17 protein-coding genes are annotated in these 20,991 nt (G+C 39.0%); 11 read left to right on the top strand and 6 right to left on the bottom strand.

All coding sequences use genetic code 11. The annotated features are described in order from the left end of the window. Positions 1-39 precede the first annotated feature (39 nt). Together BGP15_RS14085 and BGP15_RS14080 are read right to left on the bottom strand one after the other, a co-directional pair. Positions 40-1,164 carry a DEAD/DEAH box helicase gene (locus BGP15_RS14085; RefSeq protein ID WP_070565335.1) on the bottom strand — a complete coding sequence of 375 codons (1,125 nt, stop codon included), beginning with the start codon at positions 1,162-1,164 and terminating at the stop codon, positions 40-42. A 186-nt stretch (positions 1,165-1,350) separates the two neighbouring features. After that, positions 1,351-1,542: a cold-shock protein gene (locus BGP15_RS14080; RefSeq protein ID WP_046672944.1), complete on the bottom strand. Its 192-nt coding sequence runs from the start codon at positions 1,540-1,542 to the stop codon at positions 1,351-1,353. 575 nt (positions 1,543-2,117) lie between these two features. On the opposite strand from BGP15_RS14080, the gene BGP15_RS14075 reads away from it, so the two are divergent. After that, positions 2,118-3,401: a Gfo/Idh/MocA family protein gene (locus tag BGP15_RS14075; RefSeq protein WP_286769887.1), complete on the top strand. Its 1,284-nt coding sequence runs from the start codon at positions 2,118-2,120 to the stop codon at positions 3,399-3,401. Between the two features lie 85 nt (positions 3,402-3,486). On the opposite strand, the gene BGP15_RS14070 is transcribed toward BGP15_RS14075, so the two are convergent. From BGP15_RS14070 to BGP15_RS14060, 3 genes are read right to left on the bottom strand one after another with little or no spacing between them, the layout of a single operon-like run. After that, positions 3,487-4,104, bottom strand: coding sequence for an alpha/beta hydrolase (locus BGP15_RS14070; protein WP_070565331.1), 618 nt, complete (start codon positions 4,102-4,104; stop codon positions 3,487-3,489). Positions 4,105-4,128: 24 nt separating this feature from the next. After that, the gene (locus tag BGP15_RS14065; protein WP_046672947.1) at positions 4,129-4,428 is read right to left on the bottom strand and encodes a GNAT family N-acetyltransferase; all 300 of its coding nucleotides are present in this window, start codon (positions 4,426-4,428) and stop codon (positions 4,129-4,131) included. Between the two features lie 38 nt (positions 4,429-4,466). Beyond that, positions 4,467-5,393, bottom strand: a complete 927-nt coding sequence (locus tag BGP15_RS14060; RefSeq protein WP_286769886.1) for a ring-cleaving dioxygenase — start codon at positions 5,391-5,393, stop codon at positions 4,467-4,469. Positions 5,394-5,756: 363 nt separating this feature from the next. Here BGP15_RS14060 and BGP15_RS14055 point away from each other — a divergent pair, with 363 nt between their 5' ends. From BGP15_RS14055 to BGP15_RS14005, 10 genes are all read left to right on the top strand, one after another. Continuing rightward, on the top strand, positions 5,757-6,242 hold the full coding sequence (locus BGP15_RS14055) for a nuclear transport factor 2 family protein (protein ID WP_070565661.1): 486 nt from the start codon (positions 5,757-5,759) through the stop codon (positions 6,240-6,242). 130 nt (positions 6,243-6,372) lie between these two features. Beyond that, positions 6,373-7,197, top strand: a complete 825-nt coding sequence (locus tag BGP15_RS14050; protein WP_070565327.1) for a glycoside hydrolase family 16 protein — start codon at positions 6,373-6,375, stop codon at positions 7,195-7,197. A gap of 165 nt (positions 7,198-7,362) precedes the next feature. After that, complete coding sequence (locus BGP15_RS14045; RefSeq protein WP_070565659.1) at positions 7,363-7,941, top strand: helix-turn-helix domain-containing protein; 579 nt, start codon at positions 7,363-7,365, stop codon at positions 7,939-7,941. A gap of 184 nt (positions 7,942-8,125) precedes the next feature. Continuing rightward, entirely contained in the window at positions 8,126-9,466 is a 1,341-nt protein-coding gene (locus BGP15_RS14040; protein ID WP_286753917.1) for a DUF5690 family protein, read from the top strand. A gap of 32 nt (positions 9,467-9,498) precedes the next feature. After that, entirely contained in the window at positions 9,499-10,653 is a 1,155-nt protein-coding gene (locus tag BGP15_RS14035) for a TIGR03364 family FAD-dependent oxidoreductase (protein ID WP_286769885.1), read from the top strand. 325 nt (positions 10,654-10,978) lie between these two features. Continuing rightward, positions 10,979-12,259 carry a GAF and PAS domain-containing protein gene (locus tag BGP15_RS14030; protein ID WP_286769884.1) on the top strand — a complete coding sequence of 427 codons (1,281 nt, stop codon included), beginning with the start codon at positions 10,979-10,981 and terminating at the stop codon, positions 12,257-12,259. Between the two features lie 57 nt (positions 12,260-12,316). Then, positions 12,317-14,899: a response regulator gene (locus BGP15_RS14020; RefSeq protein WP_502688440.1), complete on the top strand. Its 2,583-nt coding sequence runs from the start codon at positions 12,317-12,319 to the stop codon at positions 14,897-14,899. A gap of 4 nt (positions 14,900-14,903) precedes the next feature. Then, positions 14,904-15,260 (top strand): response regulator transcription factor, encoded by a 357-nt coding sequence (locus BGP15_RS14015; RefSeq protein ID WP_070570518.1) that lies wholly within the window; start codon positions 14,904-14,906, stop codon positions 15,258-15,260. A gap of 4 nt (positions 15,261-15,264) precedes the next feature. Beyond that, positions 15,265-16,332 carry a hypothetical protein gene (locus tag BGP15_RS14010; protein ID WP_286769883.1) on the top strand — a complete coding sequence of 356 codons (1,068 nt, stop codon included), beginning with the start codon at positions 15,265-15,267 and terminating at the stop codon, positions 16,330-16,332. Next, a complete protein-coding gene (locus BGP15_RS14005) occupies positions 16,326-19,748 on the top strand; it encodes a sulfatase-like hydrolase/transferase (protein WP_286769882.1) in 3,423 nt (1,140 codons plus the stop codon). Before BGP15_RS14010 ends, BGP15_RS14005 begins: the two co-directional genes overlap by 7 nt. Here BGP15_RS14005 and BGP15_RS14000 read toward each other — a convergent pair. After that, positions 19,745-20,986: a YaiO family outer membrane beta-barrel protein gene (locus BGP15_RS14000; protein WP_286767070.1), complete on the bottom strand. Its 1,242-nt coding sequence runs from the start codon at positions 20,984-20,986 to the stop codon at positions 19,745-19,747. The two genes, BGP15_RS14005 and BGP15_RS14000, sit on opposite strands and share 4 nt — an antisense overlap. Positions 20,987-20,991: the final 5 nt, after the last annotated feature.

The following is a 20,991-nucleotide window of genomic DNA, read 5'->3' as shown; positions in this document are numbered from 1 at the left end:
CAATAATTTAGGGGCTTTTACTTGAGGTTTTATAAAGATCTATTTATTGATCTTTTCTATTTTGATTTTTAGTCCGATTAATTTTTCAATATCAGCTAAATATGGTCTTTCTTCTACATCGCAAAAAGAAACGGCTTTTCCTTCCTGGCCGGCTCTTCCTGTTCTTCCGATGCGATGAACGTAGGTTTCCGGTACATTAGGGAGATCATAATTAATCACAAGGGGGAGTTGTTCGATATCAATTCCTCTTGCAGCAATATCGGTAGCGATTAATATTTTAAGATGACTGTCCTTAAATTCACCTAGCGCTTTTTGTCTCGCATTTTGAGATTTATTTCCGTGAATGGCTGCTGCTCTCAAACCATTTTTCGCGAGTAACTTAACGATTTTATCCGCTCCGTGTTTTGTTCGGGAGAAGACAATGGTACGCTCATGCTTCAGCTTTTTTAATATGCTCGTCAATAATTTGATCTTATCCTTCTTTTCAACAAAAAATACAGATTGATTGACTTTCTCGGCCGTTGAGCTTACCGGGGTGACGTCAACTTCAATAGGTTTATGTAATATGCCATGTGCAAATTTACGGATATTGGGTGGCATCGTTGCCGAGAAGAATAATGTTTGTCGTTTTGACGGAACTTTGGCCAGGATCTTTTTGATGTCATGAATAAAGCCCATGTCCAGCATATTGTCCGCCTCGTCCAATATTAAGATTTCGATTTTATCTAGAGAAACTATTTTTTGATTCATTAAATCCAGTAAGCGGCCTGGGGTAGCTACAAGAATATCGACGCCCTTTTTAATTTCTTTAACTTGTTTTTCTTGGCTTACACCACCGAAAATAGTGCAGTAGTTTAGTTTTAGATATTTCCGGTATAAGTTTATATTGTCTCCAATTTGAATGGCTAGTTCACGTGTTGGCGTAAGGATCAAAGCCCTAATCGGAACGAGCTTACCTGAAGTCTTAGTTTCTTCAAGACGTTGTAAAAGCGGAAGTGCAAAAGCGGCGGTTTTGCCTGTTCCCGTTTGTGCACAACCAATAAGATCGTTGCCTTGCAACACAACTGGAATGGCTTTCTGTTGAATTGCAGTGGGGTGTGTGTAGCCTGTTTCTGTTATTGCTTTTAAAAGCGGAGCGATTAAACTGAGTTGTTTAAATTCCATAAATAGTATGTTCGAATTTGTCTTAAATAAAACCTTTGAGAATCCTTTTTATGCTTTTATTTGAAAACTAAAAGTCTTCAACGGAAAAGTAAAGGATTGCTGAAAAATTGTAAAGGAAGAATAGGAAAAAGAAATGGGATAAGTCATTAAGAATTACCCCATTAACAAGAAAGTGTATTTTTTGGATTACGCCAATTTTACATTTGTAGCGCTGATCCCCTTTGGAGTTCTTTCTACATCATAAGTTACAACGTCGCCTTCAGATACTTGGTTTTTAAGCGCAGAAACGTGTACGAAAACATCTGCACTACCATCCTCTGGTGTAATAAAACCAAAACCTTTAGTTTCATTGAAAAATTTAATTTTACCTGTATTCATTATTTTTAATTAAGTGCGGCAAGGTAGGCATAATAAATGATTAATCTTTTATTTTTTTTAAATGAATTATAAAATGTGTTGTGTAACTGAGGCTTTTTTTGAAGGAGATGTTGATTGGAACAGCGCTAGAGGAAGGAAATTATTGAACATAAATGCCTAATAAAACACAATCCCTCCAACCAATGTAACATGATCAATTAATAATTCCATTGTTAATGGTATTATTAATTATTTAGATAAATATTTTTTTAAATGTTTGTTCTTCGTGAAATTAGTATTAACTTCATGCGCCCCTCCCAAGGGCATGTTTTTCATAGGTAGATGTATGGTCGAGTGATTCTAACTCGACCATTTTTTTCGTTTTGTCCATAAGGTTCCGCAACAATTGTCGATATATATTTTACAATGCTTTTTGCGAGCACCTAAATTCATTTTTGTATTTTCATCGAAGCAATTTGTTTTTAATAATAAAGAACGTAATTCTTGTTAAATGGCATTCATCCAAGCATATGTCGTCTATTCGTATTTGATATTTAGATGATATCCGTTAAAAACAAAACTTAAACCAATATCCAATGAATAGAAAAGATTTTATCAAAACGTCTACTGTTTTAGCTGCTTCAACATTTTTTTTAAATGCGAAAGGTTCAACCTTTTTAGATCAATCCATCCGGGTTGGATTAATTGGTGTAAATGGTATGGGCTGGGCTGATTTGAATGCGTTGTTAAAGAATGATGGCTTGGTTTGTACCGCTCTTTGCGATGTGGATGAAAATATTCTTAAAAAGAGAGCGGAAGAACTTCAAAAAAGAAACATACATGTCGAAACATTTGTAGATTATAAAAAAATGCTCAACAGCCCAATGGTGGATGCGGTCATTATTGCAACTCCGGATCATTGGCATTGCCTGCAAATGATCGATGCCGTAAATGCGGGGAAACACGTCTATGTCGAAAAGCCTATTGGTAGCTCTATCCTTGAATGTCAATTAATGGTTCAGGCGGCAAAAAAGAATAAGGCTATTGTGCAAGTTGGACAGTGGCAACGGAGCCAGCAACATTTCCAGGACGCCATTGATTTTGTTCATTCGGGTAAATTAGGTAAAATACGATTGGTGAAAGCTTGGTCTTATCAGGGGTGGAAAAGTGCTATTCCCATTGTACCCGATGAACCGGTTCCCGCAGGTGTGCATTATACGGAATGGCTAGGCCCGGCACAAAAAAGACCATTTAATTCGAATCGATTCCATTTTAATTTCCGCTGGTTTTGGGACTATGCGGGTGGTTTGATGACAGATTGGGGCGTGCATATGTTGGATTATGCTTTACTGGGGATGAAAGTTTCTGATCCAAAATCCATCATGGCCTCAGGAGGTAAGTTCGCATTCCCGGACGATGCTGGCCAAACGCCTGATACCATGACTGCCGTATATGAGTTTGAGGGCTTCAACATCCAATGGGAGCATGCTAAGGGTATTGATCTCGGACCTTATAATCGTAATCATGGTGTCGCATTTATTGGTAACAATGGTACGCTGGTGTTGAATAGATCGGGATGGGAGGTCATTCCAGAAAAAGGAAGGATGGAAGCGGTCTCTATCCAACCTTCTTTAGATAATGGCTTGGATAAACATATGGAAAATTTTGTGGCTGCCATTCGCCAACGTAATCCACAAAGACTCCATGCACCAATTGAAGTAGGAGCCCATATTGCCATCTTTTCTCAATTGGGAAATATTGCATTTAGGACAGGACAAAAACTCTACTGGGATAAAGAACAACAGCATTTTACTGATCAGAAAGCGAATAGGTACCTGGCATCAGTTTATCATAATGGCTATAAATACCCTAAAGTCTAATGTGTCGAAAAAATTGGTTGTTGATTAATCATAGTTAATCAACAACCAATGGATCACTCTTACCAATGGATCATTTCTGTCTTTCTTAAAGAACGAATTCGTTTGCAAGATCGATCTCCTCGCGGTTGATGGAGTGGCCTGCGTTTTGATATACCATGAGCTTTACATTGGCATTCATTTGTTCTAAGATGGCTACTGTAGCTTCCACCCGTTCAAGAGGAACATGGAAATCTGGATCGCTAGTGCCTATAAAAATAGGTGTTTGAGCAAAGTCACCCTTGTAATTATCCCTGTTAATTTCTTCACCGATTACTCCGCCAATAATTGCTATAGCACCACCATAGCGTTGCCCATGCCGTGTAAGGTATTCTAGTGTTAAACAGGCACCCTGAGAAAAACCAAAAAAATAGATGTTTTCGGTGAGGATTCCATTGGCTAAAGCTAGTTTGACCGTATGATCGATCAGATCAATTGCAGAACTCAACCAGGGTTCGTTCTCTTGTACGGGAGCAATAAAAGAATAGGGGTACCAGCTGTGATTTTCTGCCTGTGGTGCAAGTAAGGCAAAATTATCGACATGAAGATAGGATGACATACCAAGGATGTCTTCTGCACTTCCCCCACGACCATGGATCATGACGATGGCTTTTTTTGCCTGTTCCAAACTTTGCCCAGCCGTTTTAATATTGATTGAATGACTCATTTTGTCCCTTCTTTTTATGGTAATTTATACCGTTTTTTTAAACCAAACATCCTGATAAAGCTCTGGATGACGATGAAACTGTGCATTTACATAAGGACATAAAGGAACAATTTTCATGTTGTTTTCACGCGCATGAGATACCAATTTCTCAAGAAGTATTTTGGCAAATCCTCGGCCTTCATAAGCTTCGTCTACCTCTGTATGGTAAACTACTAAATTTCCGTCAATGATAGCGATGCTCATTAAACCTGCTTTGTGATCGTCGGAGAATAATTGGAGCTCCCCACGTTGATTTTTGTCTAATACAATTTCAGTTCTTTCCATAACTTTTTCTTTTGTAAAATGATTTTTATAAACTTTTATTAATCGATTTTTGGCAATGTCTGTTCAATCTGCGAACGATAGCTTTCATATTGTTTTGGCAATTTGAGTGCCGCTCCTAAAGTGGATAAGGGTTCATCTACTGTAAACCCGGGATTGTCTGTCGCGATTTCAAATAAGACACCGCCAGGTTCACGAAAATAGAGTGAGAAAAAGTAATCTCTATTTATTTTTTCTGTGATATTCAGCCCTGCCGAAAGGACCTTTTCGCGATACTCCATCAATACATTATCATCCTTTACCCGGAATGCGATATGATGGTTTGTGCCGGCCGCATTTTTGCCATAGGGCAGATTTTTATCCGCTATTATGTCGACAATGTTTGCTGTTTCAATGCTGTCAGTTGTTAATCTATAGCGGTTCTCATCCTGCTGATGAAACGAATAACCTAAAATATCGGTCAATACGCGTATAGTTGGATCTGCTTCTTTTAATGAAAGCGTGACATTATGGAATCCTTTTAGCGCATGATCTGCATTGACGTCGGTAGTTGTCCATACCTTTCTAGGGTCGTTAGTTTCAATAAACTGAAGTTGCAATCCATCGGGATCATTAAATGAAATCAGCTTCTCTCCAAAAATCTCATTTTCCTGTAAACTAATCTGATGTTCCGCTAAGCGATTTTTCCAGAAATCCAAACTCCCTTGAGGTACGGCATAGCCAATATGAGTCGCCATTCCCGCTCCCGGAGTACCCTTTCCGATACCTTCCCAAGGGAAAAACGTAAGAATCGTTCCTGGTTCGCCCTGTTCATTACCGAAATAGAAGTGGTAGGTGCTTGGGTCGTCGAAATTAACTGTTTTTTTGACAAGGCGTACGCCCAGTACTTTTGTATAGAAATCGAGATTTCGCTTTGCATTGTCTGCTATCGCCGTAATGTGATGTAGTCCTAATATTTTATTTTCCATAGCTGATAATTTTATTTTCTTAACTGACGTAAAGTTACATCGCGCAATAAGGAATTTTATTGAACTAGATTAATAAAAGCGATAATTGTCATTTTTGTTTTTATAGCAATACTGATTTTCGAAAATATATAAAAAACACCTGAAGTTGGGGACTTCAGGTGTTTAACCTAACCAATTATTAACCTAAATTTATGAAATGTATATTTCTGAATATTATACTATAGGAATAAATCCAATTATCATGCCAATATTTATAATGTAAAAGACCCCAGATAAAAGCTGTTTATATTGTATAAATTAGGTAAATTGGAGTGTGCTAAGGTGAGGTGTGAATCGATGACTTCAATTAAAATGGATTTAAAGATGAAAAATAGAATAATGGTTAAGGTTATGACTTTCTCTGTTTTATTGCTAACGCTGGGTTGTCAGCAACCTTCGACAGATGAATCCAAAGAAGCTGCGCAAAAACAACTTGACGAAAACAAAGAGAATAAAAGAATCGTTTTAGATTTTTATCAGCAAATGTTTGGTGATAAGGATATTTCTGCAGTTGACAAGTACATTTCTCCTCAGTATATCCAACATAATCCCGCTGTTGCGGATGGGGCAGCAGCGTTTAAGCTCGCTGCGACAAAGTGGTTTGAAGGGCAGCCTAAGACAAAGATTGATGTACAGCATATTGCTTCGGACGGCGACTTGGTCTTCATACACCTAAAAAATAAGAATCCAGATGGTAGCCTTAAATCGACAATCGATATCTTTAGATTGGAAGAAGGTAAAATCGTAGAGCATTGGGACGCGCAGCAAGATGTACCTAAGAACGCGGCAAATGCTCACCCTATGTTTTAAGGACTTTGCGCAATCTCATTTTTTGCGTTTGAATCTTTGTTTCTATTAATTTTTAGCGGAGTTGTCGGTTATGGTAATTTATGTCTAAATTTAGGCCTAAATCATTTTTTGTGAAACCACTATTTTAATTATGAAGAGAGTCCTAAGCCTAAGTTGTTTTTTCTTACTATTTTCTGCATGTAGTGTTCATTATAGTCCAAAAGAATATCCTTATGTGTATATGCAAAAGAAGGATCGTGAGCTTAAAGAATGGAAGCTGGTATGGGAAGAAAACTTCAATTCCCCAAAGCTAGATAGTAGTAAATGGTCCCGGATTCCAGCAGGGGAAGCCGATTGGAATCGGCATATGAGCATGGATGACGCCTGTTTTGGATGGGAAAATGGTGAGTTAATTCTTAAAGGAATAAAAAATACAGACAAAAATAGCGATTCAAGACCATTTTTGACAGGCGGGATATGGAGCAAGGGGAAGTTTGCTTTTCAGTACGGACGCATAGAAATCAGAGCCAAGCTAGGAAGTGCAAAAGGAGCATGGCCTGCCATGTGGATGCTGGCGGAGTTGGACAAGTATGGGAAATATCCTAGAAATGGTGAAATCGATATTATGGAGCATCTTAATTTTGACAATATCATATACCAGACCACGCATTCCTATTATACGTTGGATCTGGGGCAAAAGGAGAATCCGAAACATTTTGGTACGGCTTCGGTCAACACTGACGCGTATAATATATATGGTATAAGCTGGTATCCCGACCGTATCGTATTTCAGTTAAATGGTGTTGACACCTTTACTTACCCAAGAGTTGATGGTGTAGATCCCTCTCAGTGGCCTTATGATCAACCCTTTTATCTTTTGATTGACCAACAGTTGGGCGGAAGCTGGGTTGGTGAAGTGAATCAAGACAAGCTACCCGTTGAGATGCGTGTTGACTGGGTTAAAGTTTACCAATAGTACTCACCAATGCTGAGCAAAATGAATGATGAAAAAAAATCTACTGTTATTGAACCTCAGTTTTCTGAGAACAGTAAAATATCATAATTTTATAGGTGACCTATGATTAAGTGATAAAAACTTAATATACACGACATCATAAAAATGTTTACTTTTGGCCAAGTTATGGAAGATAATACGATATTCAAGATTAGCAATAAAATTAAGGAAATTCGAAAAGAAAAAGGAATTACCATACAGGAAGTTGCCGATAGAGCGGGTGTAAGCAAGGGGCTTATTTCGCAGATTGAAAATAACAGAACAATACCCTCCTTACTCGTATTGATTAATATCATCAATGCACTGAATATTGATCTTAACGAGTTTTTTAAAGATTTTAATTCTGAATTGGATTCAGGCCCTGTGGTCGTTCGGAAAAAAGATACGTATAGTCCGTTTGAAAAAGAGTCGGCGATAGGTTTTCATTATAAACGGATTTTTACAACTGCGATGGATAGTTCGACCATGGATATTGTTCTTTTGGAGTTGCTTCCAGATGCAGAACGCCCCATGGTGGAGACCGAAGCCTATGAATATAAATATATCATTAGCGGACAGGTGGAGTATATCTTCAATGATCAAAAAATTAGCTTAGCGGAGGGCGATTCGATTTTCTTTAATGGACGACTATCACATACACCGCGCAATGTTGGAAATGGAAAGGCCGTCATGCTAATTGTATACTTTTTTGAAAATAAGAAATAGATAATAACACGTTAAGTATTAGAGCATCATTGAATCACTCAATGATGCTTTTTTTATTTTATACTTTTCGTATTACAAATGGATAATTATATTTGTTTATAAATACTTAACAAAAGTTTAGTCTTGTGTTAATTTCCAAAATTTACTTTTGATTGCGGACGATGAGGTCTGTTAACAAGTTTAGATGATGGAGTTAAACCAACGAATAAAACGACGCATAAATAGACTGGATGAGAAATCTGTGGCTATTGTTCTGGCTGTTACAGCATTTTTATGTTATACGAGTATGTATTCATTTAGAAAGTCATTTACGGCATCTGCCTTTGCAAATGATACTATTTTTGGTGTCGATTATAAAGTCTGTATGGTGGTCATTCAAATGCTGGGCTATTTGTTGTCAAAGTTCTATGGCATTAAATTTATTTCTGAAAGTAAACAACGTAATAGAGGACGGTATTTAATCGCATTGATTTGTATTTCATGGATAGGGCTTTTGGCATTTGCGCTTTGTCCAAGGCCTTGGAATGTTGTCTTTCTTTTTATCAATGGTTTTCCATTGGGAATGGTTTGGGGATTGGTATTTAGTTATTTAGAAGGAAGGCGTTTTACAGAGATTATGGGGGCAGTAATGTCCGTGAGTCTGATTTTTGCTTCTGGACTGATAAAAACTGTTGGACGGTGGTTGATGTCTTCTTTTCATATTAATGAATTTTGGATGCCATTTTTGACGGGTTTACTTTTTTTTCTACCCTTTATTTTGTGCGTATGGATACTTGAAAATGCCCCAGAACCTACAACGGAGGATAAGAAGCTACGGACAGAACGCGTTGCAATGGACAGTCAAATGCGAAAACACTTTTTTAAAACCTTTATGCCCGGGATTGTATTGACTATTATCGTGTACACGATGCTTACTATTTTACGTGACGTGCGGGATAACTTTGAGGTAGAAATCTGGCAGATGTTACATGTAAAAGGAGCGGGTATTTTTGCAAAAGTTGATGGGACTATTTCCTTAATTGTATTGCTGTTGGTGAGTTGTCTTATCATGGTTAAAAACAATCTTAAAGCGTTTAAGTTGATTCACTATATGATCATTATGGGTTTCCTTACTGCAGGTATTTCTACCTATTTGTTTACGAGGCAATGGATTGATGGTTTAAGTTGGATGTTGCTCGTTGGTTTGGGGTTATATATGGCATACATTCCTTATAACGCTATATTTTTTGAAAGAATGATCGCTACATATCGTATGAAAAGTAATATTGGTTTTGTGATGTATATGGCTGATTCAATCGGCTATTTGGGTAGTTTTCTGATATTGGTGAACAAAGAGTTTATGCCAAATTCTGTTACTTGGGGAAATTACTTTATTCAATTGGTTTTTTCGGCGTCTATTATTGGAGCGATTTTGGGCATCTTCTCCCTACTTTATTTTATTCGAAAAAAAGAACAGATGAAAGAAAGCGACGATGAGTTGTTGGCTCCTTGGCATGCGACAAAAGGAGAAGTACAAATTAGTTAACTATACTTTTTTATGATATTCTATTTATAAAGATGAAAACAAATACATATGATTTAATTATTGTTGGGGGCGGGATTTTAGGCACCTTTCATGCCTATCATGCGTTACAAAAGGGGTTACGTGTGCTCCAACTCGAAAAGGATAATTTTCCCGTGGGATCTACCGTTCGTAATTTTGGACAAGTAGTGCCATCGGGAATGGCCGGTGAATGGTTTGATTATGGTGTACGTGGACTTGAAATATATCAATCTATTCAGCGGGAGATGGATATATCCGTTAGAAAAAATGGTAGTATCTATATTGCTTCAGATAATGATGAAGTTCAGGTACTTCATGAGTTATCTAAGCATTATCAAGCGAAAGGATATGAACATGAACTTTGGTCGAAGGAACAGGTTTTATTGAAATATCCTGTGATGAATGCTAGTTATGTTAAAGAGGCTATCTTTTTTCCGCAGGAACTCAGTGTAGAACCCGAGTCAATGATTAGACAGCTGCATATTTATATGCAAAATAAGTTTGTGGACTATACGTTGAAATACGATACGACAATTGTGGCCTGCGAGGATAAAAATGATGCTGTTGTTGTCACAAGCAGTACGTTGCAAAACTTTGAAGGGAAGAAATTGCTTATTTGCAATGGATACGAGTTTAAAATTTTATATCGTTCCTTATTTGACAATAGTGGACTTGAAATTAGCAAGTTGCAAATGATGCGAACGAAACCTTTGGCCCATATCCATTTGCCAGGGAATATTTTAACAGGACTGACCATTCGTCGATACGAGAGTTTTGAAGAATACTGCCCATCTTTTCAAACAATTCCATTGCCTGATCACTATCAGGAGCTACGCAATTATGGAATTCATATACTTTTTAAACAGGCCACGGATGGTAGTATTATTATCGGTGATTCGCACGAATATGCAGCGGGCAACAGACTGGATGAATTGGGCTTCGCTGTGAATTCCTATATCAATGAATTGATGATTACAGAAGCCAACCGTATCATGCCGATGCAGCGTGCCTCGATTTCATCCTCTTGGGCAGGTTATTATTCGCAGCACAAAGATCATATTCTTGAAATCGACGCTAGCTCAAGGATACATGTTAGAACCGGTATCGGAGGGAAGGGAATGACAGCAAGTGCCGGCTATGCCGAACAGAGTATTGAAAAACTTTTTTAACTTATACCTATCGCAGAGCCCCGCTATCACATTTAGCGGGCTCTTTCGTTTTTAAGCTATTTTCTGGATCAATTTATCCAAATGCACTGTAGAATTAAAGTTCCCGCTTTCTTAATAAGGTAAAAACAATATAAAATTCAATTAGTAAATAACTAAATTATGAAGAAGGCGTATGGATAATCTTTTTATAGCATCAACTATTTTTGCAGTTGATTGTTCTTTATAAAACATTTATCTGAGCAATATTTCCTTATTGTTTAGGCGTTAAACAATGTTTTTATTAACTTCACGGTCACAATAAACCAGATCTAAATAGTAGAAGTGAATGGCAAATAATGTTTTTCCTGAAAATGAGTTAAGAAGGATAGAAAAATTAAAGTCCTATGAGTTAATGGGACTCGGGAAAGACCCTGAGCTGGATGTTTTTGCGCAGGCGGCCTGTCTGATTACAGATTGTCCCGCAGCGTTAATTGCCATGATGGAGCAAGACACACAACGTATTCAAAGTTGCGTTGGTATGGAGTTGGATACCGTTGACAGGAAGAATACAGTCTGTCAATACACCATAATGAGTAAGGAGGTCCTCGTCATTGAAGATACTTTTGAAGACCCACGCTCGTCTTCCAATCCATTGATTCGCGAGGGAAATATCCGTTTTTATGCCGGCGTTCCGCTCCTGGATGATGATGGCGATGCGCTTGGAACGATCTGTGTCATTGATTTCCATCCGAAAACGCTTTCGGATAAACAAAAAGACTCTTTGGAGGAGCTGGGCAAGGCAGTAACCAAAATATTATTGGGAAAAAAACGAAAAGTTCAGGCTGGTTATTTCTCCGAAATTTTTCACTTGACGAACAATATTATTTGTGTATTGGATGAGGCGCGCAAGGTAAAAGAAGTTAACCCCGCATTTAGTAAAGTCCTGGGATTGTCCAGGTCGAATAGTTTAGGCAAATCTATTTTTACCTTATTGGGAGATACTGAAAGGGAATTAGTGTCGGACTTAGGTCGGGTTGAGGAAACCAAATACGGCGTTCAATCAACGAGTAGGACTAAAATAGAGAATGGCCAAGTTGTTGAAATTGAATGGCATTTCAAATATGATCCAATAAATCATGATATTCTGGCTTTTGGCAGAAACGTAACAAAAGAGCGCGAAGAAAAACTCAAGTTGGAGAATTCTGAACGTAGATTCCGTAGCTTTTTTGAAAATGCGATCGGTCTGATGAGCATGCATGACTTGGACGGTAATATTCTATCCGTTAATGAAAAAGGAAGGGAGATATTGCGGTATGCCAAAGAAGAGGTAAAAGGACTTAACCTCAAGAAATTGGTGCCGTCTCATCATGTCGGTCTTGTTGAAGACTATCTCAAACGTATTGCAAGCAACAAAGAGGACTCGGGAATGATGGTTCTTCAAACAAAAGATGGTGAAGACATTTCTTGGCTATACCATAATATGTTGGAAACGGATGAAAATGGACGATCTTATGTTGTCAGTACGGCCTTGAATATGACGGATCGACTGCGCCTTGAAAATGATCTTTTGCATACCAAACAAATCCTGGAGCAGACCAATGCTGTCGCTCAGGTAGGCGGATGGTAGGTCAATTTAGCTGAAAACAAGGTCTATTGGTCCGACTCCACGAAGTTAATTCATGGTGTGGATCCTGATTTTACACCTGATTTTGAACATGCAATCGGATTTTATGAGCCGGAAAGCCAGGTTATTTTGCGTGGAATTTTTGAAAACGCCGTTAAAACAAGAACACCCTATGATACCGAATTGCGTCTATTAAAACAAGATGGTGAATCAATTTGGGTGCGGGTAAAAGGTATTCCCGAATTTGAAAATGATGTGTGTAAACGTGTTTTTGGAATTATTCAGGATATTGATAAAAGTAAATCGCTATTCTTGGAACTGGAACGCAAAGAATCTATGTTACGGGCTTTTGTGGATTATGTTCCTGCTTCGGTTGCTATGTTTGACCGAGACTTTAACTATATTTCGGTGAGTAATCAATGGTTGGAAGATTTTCACGAAGGAGTAAGTTTGCCGCCAAATAGTAACTTTTTTCAATTGTTTCCAAATATACCGGAAAATAGAAAAAAAATCTACCTTGATGCGCTGGAGGGAATACCGTATAAGAATACGGATGAAGTCATACAGGCTGGTGGACTTGCCGAAGCACAACATTTCAATTGGGAAGTAAGACCGTGGCATCTCGCTGATGGAAGTATAGGTGGGATCATTATTTTTACACAAAATATCACTGAATCGGTTAAAATAAATGATGAATTAAAATTAGCGAAAGAGTTGGCCGATCTGGCGAGTAAGGCAAAGTCCGAATTCCTCGCCAATATGAGTCACGAAATTCGAACGCCATTGAACGGTGTGATTGGATTCTCCGATTTGTTATTAAAAACACCATTAAATGACACACAGTTACAATACTTAGGCTATATCAATGAATCTGGAAATAGCTTACTCAATATTATTAATGATATTTTAGACTTTTCAAAAATCGAATCCGGTAAGCTTGAATTATTTGTCGATAAGTATAATGTATATGATGTAGCGAATCAGGTTATTAATGTTGTTCTCTATCAAGCACAACGCAAAGAAGTCGAACTGCTTTTGAACATTGAACAGGGGCTGCCGGCTTTTGTTTGGATTGATGAGGCACGTATTAAGCAAGTATTGGTGAATCTATTAGGTAACGCCGTTAAGTTTACGGAAAAAGGTGAGATTGAATTTAAGATCAGTAAACTTCGCAACGATGAGGATAAATTGACCTTACGTTTTTCGGTTAGAGATACGGGGATAGGAATTCCACCAGAGAAACAACAACACATCTTTGATGCCTTTACACAAGAAGATAGCTCCGTCAGTAAACGATACGGCGGCACGGGACTAGGCTTGACAATCTCCAATAACCTCCTGAAATACATGGGTAGTAAATTGAATCTGGAAAGCGAACTGGGCGTCGGATCGACGTTCTATTTTGATATCGAGGTCCGATGCGAAGAAATGGAGGAGGAAGATACAGACTTACCGTTAAATCGTGTCCTCGTTGTCGATGACAATGCTAATAATCGGATTATCCTTCAACATATGTTGGCCTATAAAAACGTTGAGTCTGTCCTCGCAGAAAACGGTATGGAAGCCTTACAGTTGCTGATGAAAGGTGAACGATTCGATGTGATTTTAATGGACTATCATATGCCTATCTTATCGGGTCTGGAAACGATAGAAAAGATTAAGGAACTCTTTAGAAAACAAGAAGAAGGCATTCCATTGATTGTATTACATACTTCCTCGGAAGAGCATGAGGTGATTTCTGCATTTAGACAGGAGGAGCGGTCATTCTGTCTACTTAAGCCGATTAAATCTGAAGAACTGTATTCGACTTTAAGAAGGGCGATACAACAAAATAGGGAAGATGCTGTGCAAGTAAAGGCGAATGCAAACTTATCGTTATCATCAGATTCGTACGGTCAAGACGTTCAGGTGCTCCTGGCAGACGACAATGCCGTTAATATGGCGCTTAATTTACGCATGATGGCTAGCATCATGCCTGGCGCCCAGTTAACCGAAGTTTCTGACGGAGCCCAAGCCATTCGTGCTTGCAAAGAGAAACAATTTGATTTTATTTTGATGGATGTTCAGATGCCCGAGGTCGATGGTATTGAAGCAACCAAACAGATCCGGCAAATGTCATCCTATGCTGAGACACCTATTATCGGTGTTACTGCCGGTAATATTTCAGGCGAAAAGGAACGCTGTCTGGAAGCGGGAATGTCAGACTTTCTAGCTAAACCTATTCGTCAACAGGATTTATTCAAGGCCTTGGAAAAAGCCATGTTATCGGTTAAACCCAGTGCTGCCGAAGCCTCGGATCTGGAAGATTTGGACGAGCATCTGGATATGCGACGGCTGGAAGAACAGGCTGGCGATGATCCCGCATTTTTAACCTTTTTTCTGGATTTGGTCGTCCGGGAAATAAAGGGGTCTAGAAAGCAGTTAAAGGAGGCCATTGATACAAACGATATTGTACGCATCAAAGAACTCCTTCATAAGTTGCGGGGAACTTCATCGACAGCCGGACTTATTAAATTGGCTCAAATGACCAAGGACCTGGAGATCAGCCCAACGATTGAAACAGACCTTGCGATCGCTTTTGTGGCCATCGAACAAGAAATGGATATCGGATTGGAATTAATTGCAAAAATCTTAAATAAATAATGATATGTTGATTTTAATAGCGGAAGACGACGAATTGATACTACGTACTGTTGAACACAAATTAGTGAAAGAAGGACACGAAGTGGTGCTGACCAGAAATGGCCGTGAAGCCATCGAGAAAATTAATGAACTGAATTTGGATTTAGTTGTAACGGATATTATGATGCCCTTTGCTTCTGGTATTGAAATTCTTTCGGCAATAAAGAGTATCGGAAAGAAAATCCCGGTTATTGTATTATCGAGTATGGGCCAAGAGGAGGTCGTGGTGGATGCATTTGATTTAGGCGCATCTGATTTTATGGTTAAGCCATTTAGTCCAAACGAACTGATTCTTAGGATAAAACGCCTGATAAATAAATAAAATTATGCACCACCATATCGAGCTACATGAGCTTATTCTGGCGATTGTTATCGTATTGATTTTAGTACTATTATTGATTATCACAGTGCTGGGATACAGCTTTTATAGCTATAGAATCCTTCATAATAGGCAATCTTGGCGACAGATCATCGAGTACAAAATTATGGAAACTATAGTAGGTGGCGATGAGAATGGCGATCGAGACCTGGAGTTTGCGAAATACCTGAAGGAACCTTCTTTTCGGGCTCTTTTTTTGGATGTATTAGTCGACTCGGATCGAAAATTTTCTGGTGGAGCGAAACAATCGATCAATAGGTTGTTTCATGATTTTAAATTGGAGGATGAGGCTTGGCGAAAGCTTCGGCATAGAAAAGCTTATCTGGTTGCGGGTGGGGTTCAAGAGCTTGCCGCGATGAATGTTGAACCGGCAATCCCTGAGATAACAGACAAGCTTAATGATCCCCGTACTGCGGTATATCAAGAAGCACAATATGCGATCGTAAGTTTTAAGGGATATGAGGGACTTGGTTTTTTGGACCATTTCGATCGTCCCTTATCTGACTGGCAACAATTGCGTTTATTGTTTTCTATTCATGAAATACCCGAGCTTTCGGAGTTACATGTGGATACCTGGCTTAAGAGTTCAAATGATTCTGTCGTCGTATTTACATTGCGTTTGATCCGAAAATTTAGATTGATGACTTTTTATACCGAAGTTTTTAGCCTATTGGATCATCCATCTACGAAGGTTCGTGTACAAGCCATACGAACGTTGCAGGCTATTGAGAACAGTGGGACAATTCAGCAATTTATGCAAAATTTTGATCTGCAACCAATAGGAGTTCAGATCGAAATCCTTAAAGCAATGAAGATTGCCAAAAGTAGAGAAAGTGAGTATTTTCTAAAGGATCAACTGTGGAATCATAACCAAGTGTCAATTAAAATTTCTGCAGCAGAAGTACTCGTTGTACTGGGCGAAGAACAGTATTTGCGCGAGATTTCACAACGTGAAGATACATACGACGAACTTACACAAATTATTAAACACGCTTTGCAAGAGAAAAAATGTTAGAGTTTTCCCATATCGTATACGAAATTATAGTTTGGTTATTTTTGCTTTATTCGGCAGCAGTATTCATTATCTATACTTGGATAGGGCTATACGCTTATGGAGCGGTGTTTCGTTACAAACACAATAATACATTTACGGATTATAGTATTATTGCCACCAACCCCAACGCGCCAACATTCAGTCTGATTGCGCCAGCATACAACGAAGGGATGACCATCGTTGAAAACGTACGTTCATTATTGTCGCTGTATTATCATAATCTGGAAATTATTATCGTTAATGATGGTAGTAAAGACGACTCAATTTTGAAATTGATAGCTTCTTATGAACTTGAACCAACGTCCTTTTTTGTTCAGGGAACTATTGAGACCAAGGATATAAGGGGGATCTATAAGAGCAAAAATCCAGCTTTTAAGAAGCTGATTGTTGTTGACAAGGAAAACGGCGGTAAGGCTGATGCGCTCAATGTCGGCGTTAATATTTCTTCGGGAGATTATATCGTCTGTATTGATGTGGACTGCATTTTGGAACAGGATGCTATTCTAAAATTAGCAAAGCCATTTTTGGAGCAGACCGACAAACGGGTTATAGCCTGTGGCGGCGTTATACGTTTGGCTAATAACTGTAATGTCGTGAACGGTTCGGTGGTCGACGTTAATCTACCAAAATCATGGTTGGGACGTACGCAGGCTTTGGAGTATATCCGCGCTTTTATTTTAGGCCGTATGGCTTGGTCCAGGGCTTCGGGATTAATTCTTATTTCCGGGGCATTTGGCGCTTTTGACCGGGAGATTGTATTAGCGTGCGGGGGCTATGACCGAAATACGGTGGGAGAAGACATGGAACTCGTTGTTCGTATGCGCCGCTATATGGAGGAGCAAAAGCAAGCCTACGAGGTGGTCAACATTCCTGATCCATTGTGCTGGACGGAAGTACCCGAGTCAAAAGAAGTATTGCGTAAGCAGCGCAATCGTTGGATGCGGGGCACGATGGAAACCTTATGGAAACATCGAAAACTTATGTTCAACCCCAAATATGGCCGTTTTGGTATGCTCAGTATGCCTTATTGGTTTTTCTTTGAATTCTTGGGACCCATTGTCGAATTTACGGGCTATATTGTTTTTTTAATCTTTTTTATTCTAGGAATAATCAATTGGCCATTTTTCGTTGCACTATTTGCACTGGTGATTGCTTCCGGAATTTTGTATTCGATCTATGCCATCTTGGTTGATCTTGTTAGCCATCAGGTCTATTCGAAGAAACGAGATCTTTCCACCCTGATAACTACCGCGATACTAGAACCTTTATACTTTCATCCCATTGTTGTTAAAGCTGGGGTACAGGGGGTTGTTGATTACTTTCGTAAGCAGCATGGCTGGGGAGAAATGACACGGCAAGGCTTTCAACAAAAAGATGCCAATGAGTCGGTTTGGAAATACCTTGGTCAGCGATTAACTCTGTCGTTACAGAGCTTAGGACCTGTTATGTTGGTTGTCTTTGCCTTGTATATGTTATCTATTGGTGTCGAGTGGTGGTGGTACGGTCGTCGATTTTCTCAGCTTTCGGAGTCACATGCCGGGAAATACCTGTTTTTGGATAACATCTTGTTTATCTTTCAATCCTTGGCCTGTTTGGGAATCGGCTATTTATTGCTTCAGTTCATCAGCAGTTTTTGGGCAAGACTTCTTATGGTCATATCGTTCTCGTTTATTGTCGTTATGCAATTCATCTTGTTTTTGTATTTTGGCGAATCGAGAAATTTGCTTGGGGCTGATATGTTCTATTATAGTTCGGAAGAGATGAAGCAAATTTTGGAGGCCAGTGGTATGTTGAGTTTTACCAATATTGCTTTACTTTTATTATTGATCGTAATTTCTTGGGTTCCCCTTTGGGTAGCCAATAAACAGACATTCAAAAAGGCTTATGCGAGTATTGCACTGTTATCTTTGGGGATCATATCGTTTTTTGTCTCCTCGGCTTCGCTTTTGGGGGGGAGCTCCGAAAAAGATGAATTCGTCGCCAATGCAAGCCGGAGTAAGTGGCGTTATTTTTTCGATTCCAATTTCACTAATTACGTGGATGAGCACCCTGGGATGCTCGCTATGTTCAATAAAGACGACGATGATGCAAAAGTGGTAGATACTAAATTTCCCTTTTTGAAAAAAGAGGATACTAAAGATTTCCTAGGGGCATACATGCAGAAAACGGCGAAAGTACCCAATTTGGTCATTCTTGTTATCGAGGGTTTAGGACATGCCTATAGTGCTGAAAATGGCTATATTGGCAACTTTACACCTTTTATAGGTACATTGAAGCAACAGTCTTTGTATTGGGATAATAATATGAGTTCCTCGGGTCGGACATTTTCCGTTTTGCCGACCATAACAGGTTCGTTGCCTTTTGCAACACATGGATTCCTGGAACAAGACACCTTGCCTGACAACTTTAATCTATTTAATATTTTGAAGAGTAATGGATTCAATACTGGGTTTTTCTATGGCGGTCATTCTAATTTTGATTTCATGAAAAAGTTCATGGATTATAATAAAATAGATATGCTCATGGACCAAGCCACATTCGGACCTCCTTATAAAAAATTGCCCGAAAAGGGTGGGGAGAGCTGGGGATATGAAGATCAAGCTGTCTTTAGCAAACTTCTTGAAGTACAGAAGGTACAGGAACACCCTTATTTCCATGTTCTTTTGACACTATCAACCCATAATCCGTTTTTGATTAATAATGCGGCTCATTATGAGCAACTATTTGATCAACGTATCGCAACATTGAACCTTACACCCGAACAAAAAAAGTGGGCTTTGGAAAACCGTACCCAGCTTGTTTCGGTGCTGAATCTGGATGATGCGATGGAGCAGTTCTTTAATGAATATAAAAAGAGACCAGATTTTGCAAATACTATTTTTGTCATAACTGGGGACCACGCGATGCCTGAGATACCCTTGCAAAGCAAAATCGATCGTTATCATGTTCCACTGTTGATTTATTCACCACTTTTGAAAGGGCCAAAGACTTTTCATCATTTTGTTAGCCATTTTGATGTCGCCCCTTCCATATTGGCCTACTATCGCGAGAATTTTGGGATGAAAACTCCTACACAAGTTACCTGGATCGGTCAGGGGCTTGACAAGGGCACTTCAGCTCAGGGTGATGGCATTGCCATGATGCAGAGTAAAAATCAATTGATAGATTTTGTAAAGGGCAGTTACCATCTTTCCGATGGACAACTGTATAAATTGGATGGAATACTCAATGAAGATGCCACCGCGGATAATGCGAAAGAAGAATTGTCCAAGCGCTTTGAACTATTTAAGCGCAAGAACAAACTCTTTTATACCCAGAAGCGACTTCTTCCAGACAGTGTGTATACAAATTACTTTAATAGAACAAAGAAGAACTAGAATTTTCGAATATAACCAAGGATGATGTCCAATTGATTTCCTTTCTCTTTTGGCCTGAATTCTTGGTTATAATAGGTGCCCGAAATTGAAAATAGGTTACTTTGTTTCACCGAGAAGTTATACTCGGCACCTACTTTGAATGTCTTTAATTTATAGGAAGCGTTGTCCAATAGATTATTTCGGTTTTCTTCGGGGCTCAGACCCGTTCCGGCACTAAATCCGAAGTAATCGTTTGCTCCTTTTGTATAATAGCGGACTGTTCCGGTATAGGATTGGGAAATATTCTTTTCGCCCGGTGTAAGATAAGTCCTCAGATTGAACCAAAAGTTTTGGTAATATTTTCCTACTGAAGCCGTGTACATCCAGATGTTGTCACTAAAATAAAGCTGACGATATCCGATCTCTCCCTCAAAGCTGTTCGGAAGATTGGCATAGAGAGACACGCCAGTTCTATATTTCGCAAAAATCCCCACATTATTGGAGTATCCAGCACCCACGTAGAGGTAAAATATCTTTGAAAGACGCGGATAAGCCTCCATCTCGAATTGTACGCCGTTTTCTGCAAATTTATTTGCATAGTTGGTCCTGAAAATAACTGACCCTATGGGGGTTGCCCGCTTATAACTTAAGCCGACAATGTGCCAATTATGATCAAACTGTTTGTCAAAATAGACGAAGTTGTAGGTCAGACCGATTGCGTTTTTAGCCGTATATTCTTCAATACTTTTTGCCAGTGCTCGAGCTTCTGTGTTTTTAGGATTAATTGCCAATAAACTATGAATTGCCTTTTCGGCAGCTTCATAATGATCGTTGCCATAACTAATTTTACCTTTTAACAGAAGTAGATCCTGCGACTGCGGATGTAGGCTAAGCCCTTTGTCTGTAATTGCAATAGCTTTGTCAGTCTGATCATTCCAATATTCCAATGAGGCATAGGCTAAAAAGAAATCTTCATCACTTGTATTCTTTTTGTCCAGTTCTGTGAAGATGGTTCTTGCCGAATCAATTTTATCCGACCAGGTATAAAGCCGCCCGAGAAAGATGCTAATATCGGTGTAATCCGGTGCTTGAAGTAGCGCCTGTTTGGATAATTGAATGGCTTGCGGATAATCTTTTGAATCAAAGGCTACCTTTCGCGCTTTTACAAAGAGATCGTCAGCAGTGAGTTTCGTCTCTTGCGCAATTGAAAATAAGGGTAATAAAGAGAGGGAGAGTAATGGATAAATTACTTTTTTCATTCCAG

The sequence above is a fragment of the Sphingobacterium sp. 40-24 genome (assembly GCF_001899705.1).
Lineage (GTDB): Bacteria > Bacteroidota > Bacteroidia > Sphingobacteriales > Sphingobacteriaceae > Sphingobacterium > Sphingobacterium multivorum.
This window is presented reverse-complemented; position numbering and strand designations above follow the sequence as displayed.

Excerpts from the sequence above, each read along its gene's own strand:
- BGP15_RS14085 (WP_070565335.1), bottom strand. The coding sequence starts at position 1,164 with ATGGAATTTAAACAACTCAGTTTAATCGCTCCGCTTTTAAAAGCAATA.
- BGP15_RS14080 (WP_046672944.1), bottom strand. The coding sequence starts at position 1,542 with ATGAATACAGGTAAAATTAAATTTTTCAATGAAACTAAAGGTTTTGGT.
- BGP15_RS14075 (WP_286769887.1), top strand. The coding sequence starts at position 2,118 with ATGAATAGAAAAGATTTTATCAAAACGTCTACTGTTTTAGCTGCTTCA.
- BGP15_RS14070 (WP_070565331.1), bottom strand. The coding sequence starts at position 4,104 with ATGAGTCATTCAATCAATATTAAAACGGCTGGGCAAAGTTTGGAACAG.
- BGP15_RS14065 (WP_046672947.1), bottom strand. The coding sequence starts at position 4,428 with ATGGAAAGAACTGAAATTGTATTAGACAAAAATCAACGTGGGGAGCTC.
- BGP15_RS14060 (WP_286769886.1), bottom strand. The coding sequence starts at position 5,393 with ATGGAAAATAAAATATTAGGACTACATCACATTACGGCGATAGCAGAC.
- BGP15_RS14055 (WP_070565661.1), top strand. The coding sequence starts at position 5,757 with ATGAAAAATAGAATAATGGTTAAGGTTATGACTTTCTCTGTTTTATTG.
- BGP15_RS14050 (WP_070565327.1), top strand. The coding sequence starts at position 6,373 with ATGAAGAGAGTCCTAAGCCTAAGTTGTTTTTTCTTACTATTTTCTGCA.
- BGP15_RS14045 (WP_070565659.1), top strand. The coding sequence starts at position 7,363 with ATGGAAGATAATACGATATTCAAGATTAGCAATAAAATTAAGGAAATT.
- BGP15_RS14040 (WP_286753917.1), top strand. The coding sequence starts at position 8,126 with ATGATGGAGTTAAACCAACGAATAAAACGACGCATAAATAGACTGGAT.
- BGP15_RS14035 (WP_286769885.1), top strand. The coding sequence starts at position 9,499 with ATGAAAACAAATACATATGATTTAATTATTGTTGGGGGCGGGATTTTA.
- BGP15_RS14030 (WP_286769884.1), top strand. The coding sequence starts at position 10,979 with ATGGCAAATAATGTTTTTCCTGAAAATGAGTTAAGAAGGATAGAAAAA.
- BGP15_RS14015 (WP_070570518.1), top strand. The coding sequence starts at position 14,904 with ATGTTGATTTTAATAGCGGAAGACGACGAATTGATACTACGTACTGTT.
- BGP15_RS14010 (WP_286769883.1), top strand. The coding sequence starts at position 15,265 with ATGCACCACCATATCGAGCTACATGAGCTTATTCTGGCGATTGTTATC.
- BGP15_RS14005 (WP_286769882.1), top strand. The coding sequence starts at position 16,326 with ATGTTAGAGTTTTCCCATATCGTATACGAAATTATAGTTTGGTTATTT.
- BGP15_RS14000 (WP_286767070.1), bottom strand. The coding sequence starts at position 20,986 with ATGAAAAAAGTAATTTATCCATTACTCTCCCTCTCTTTATTACCCTTA.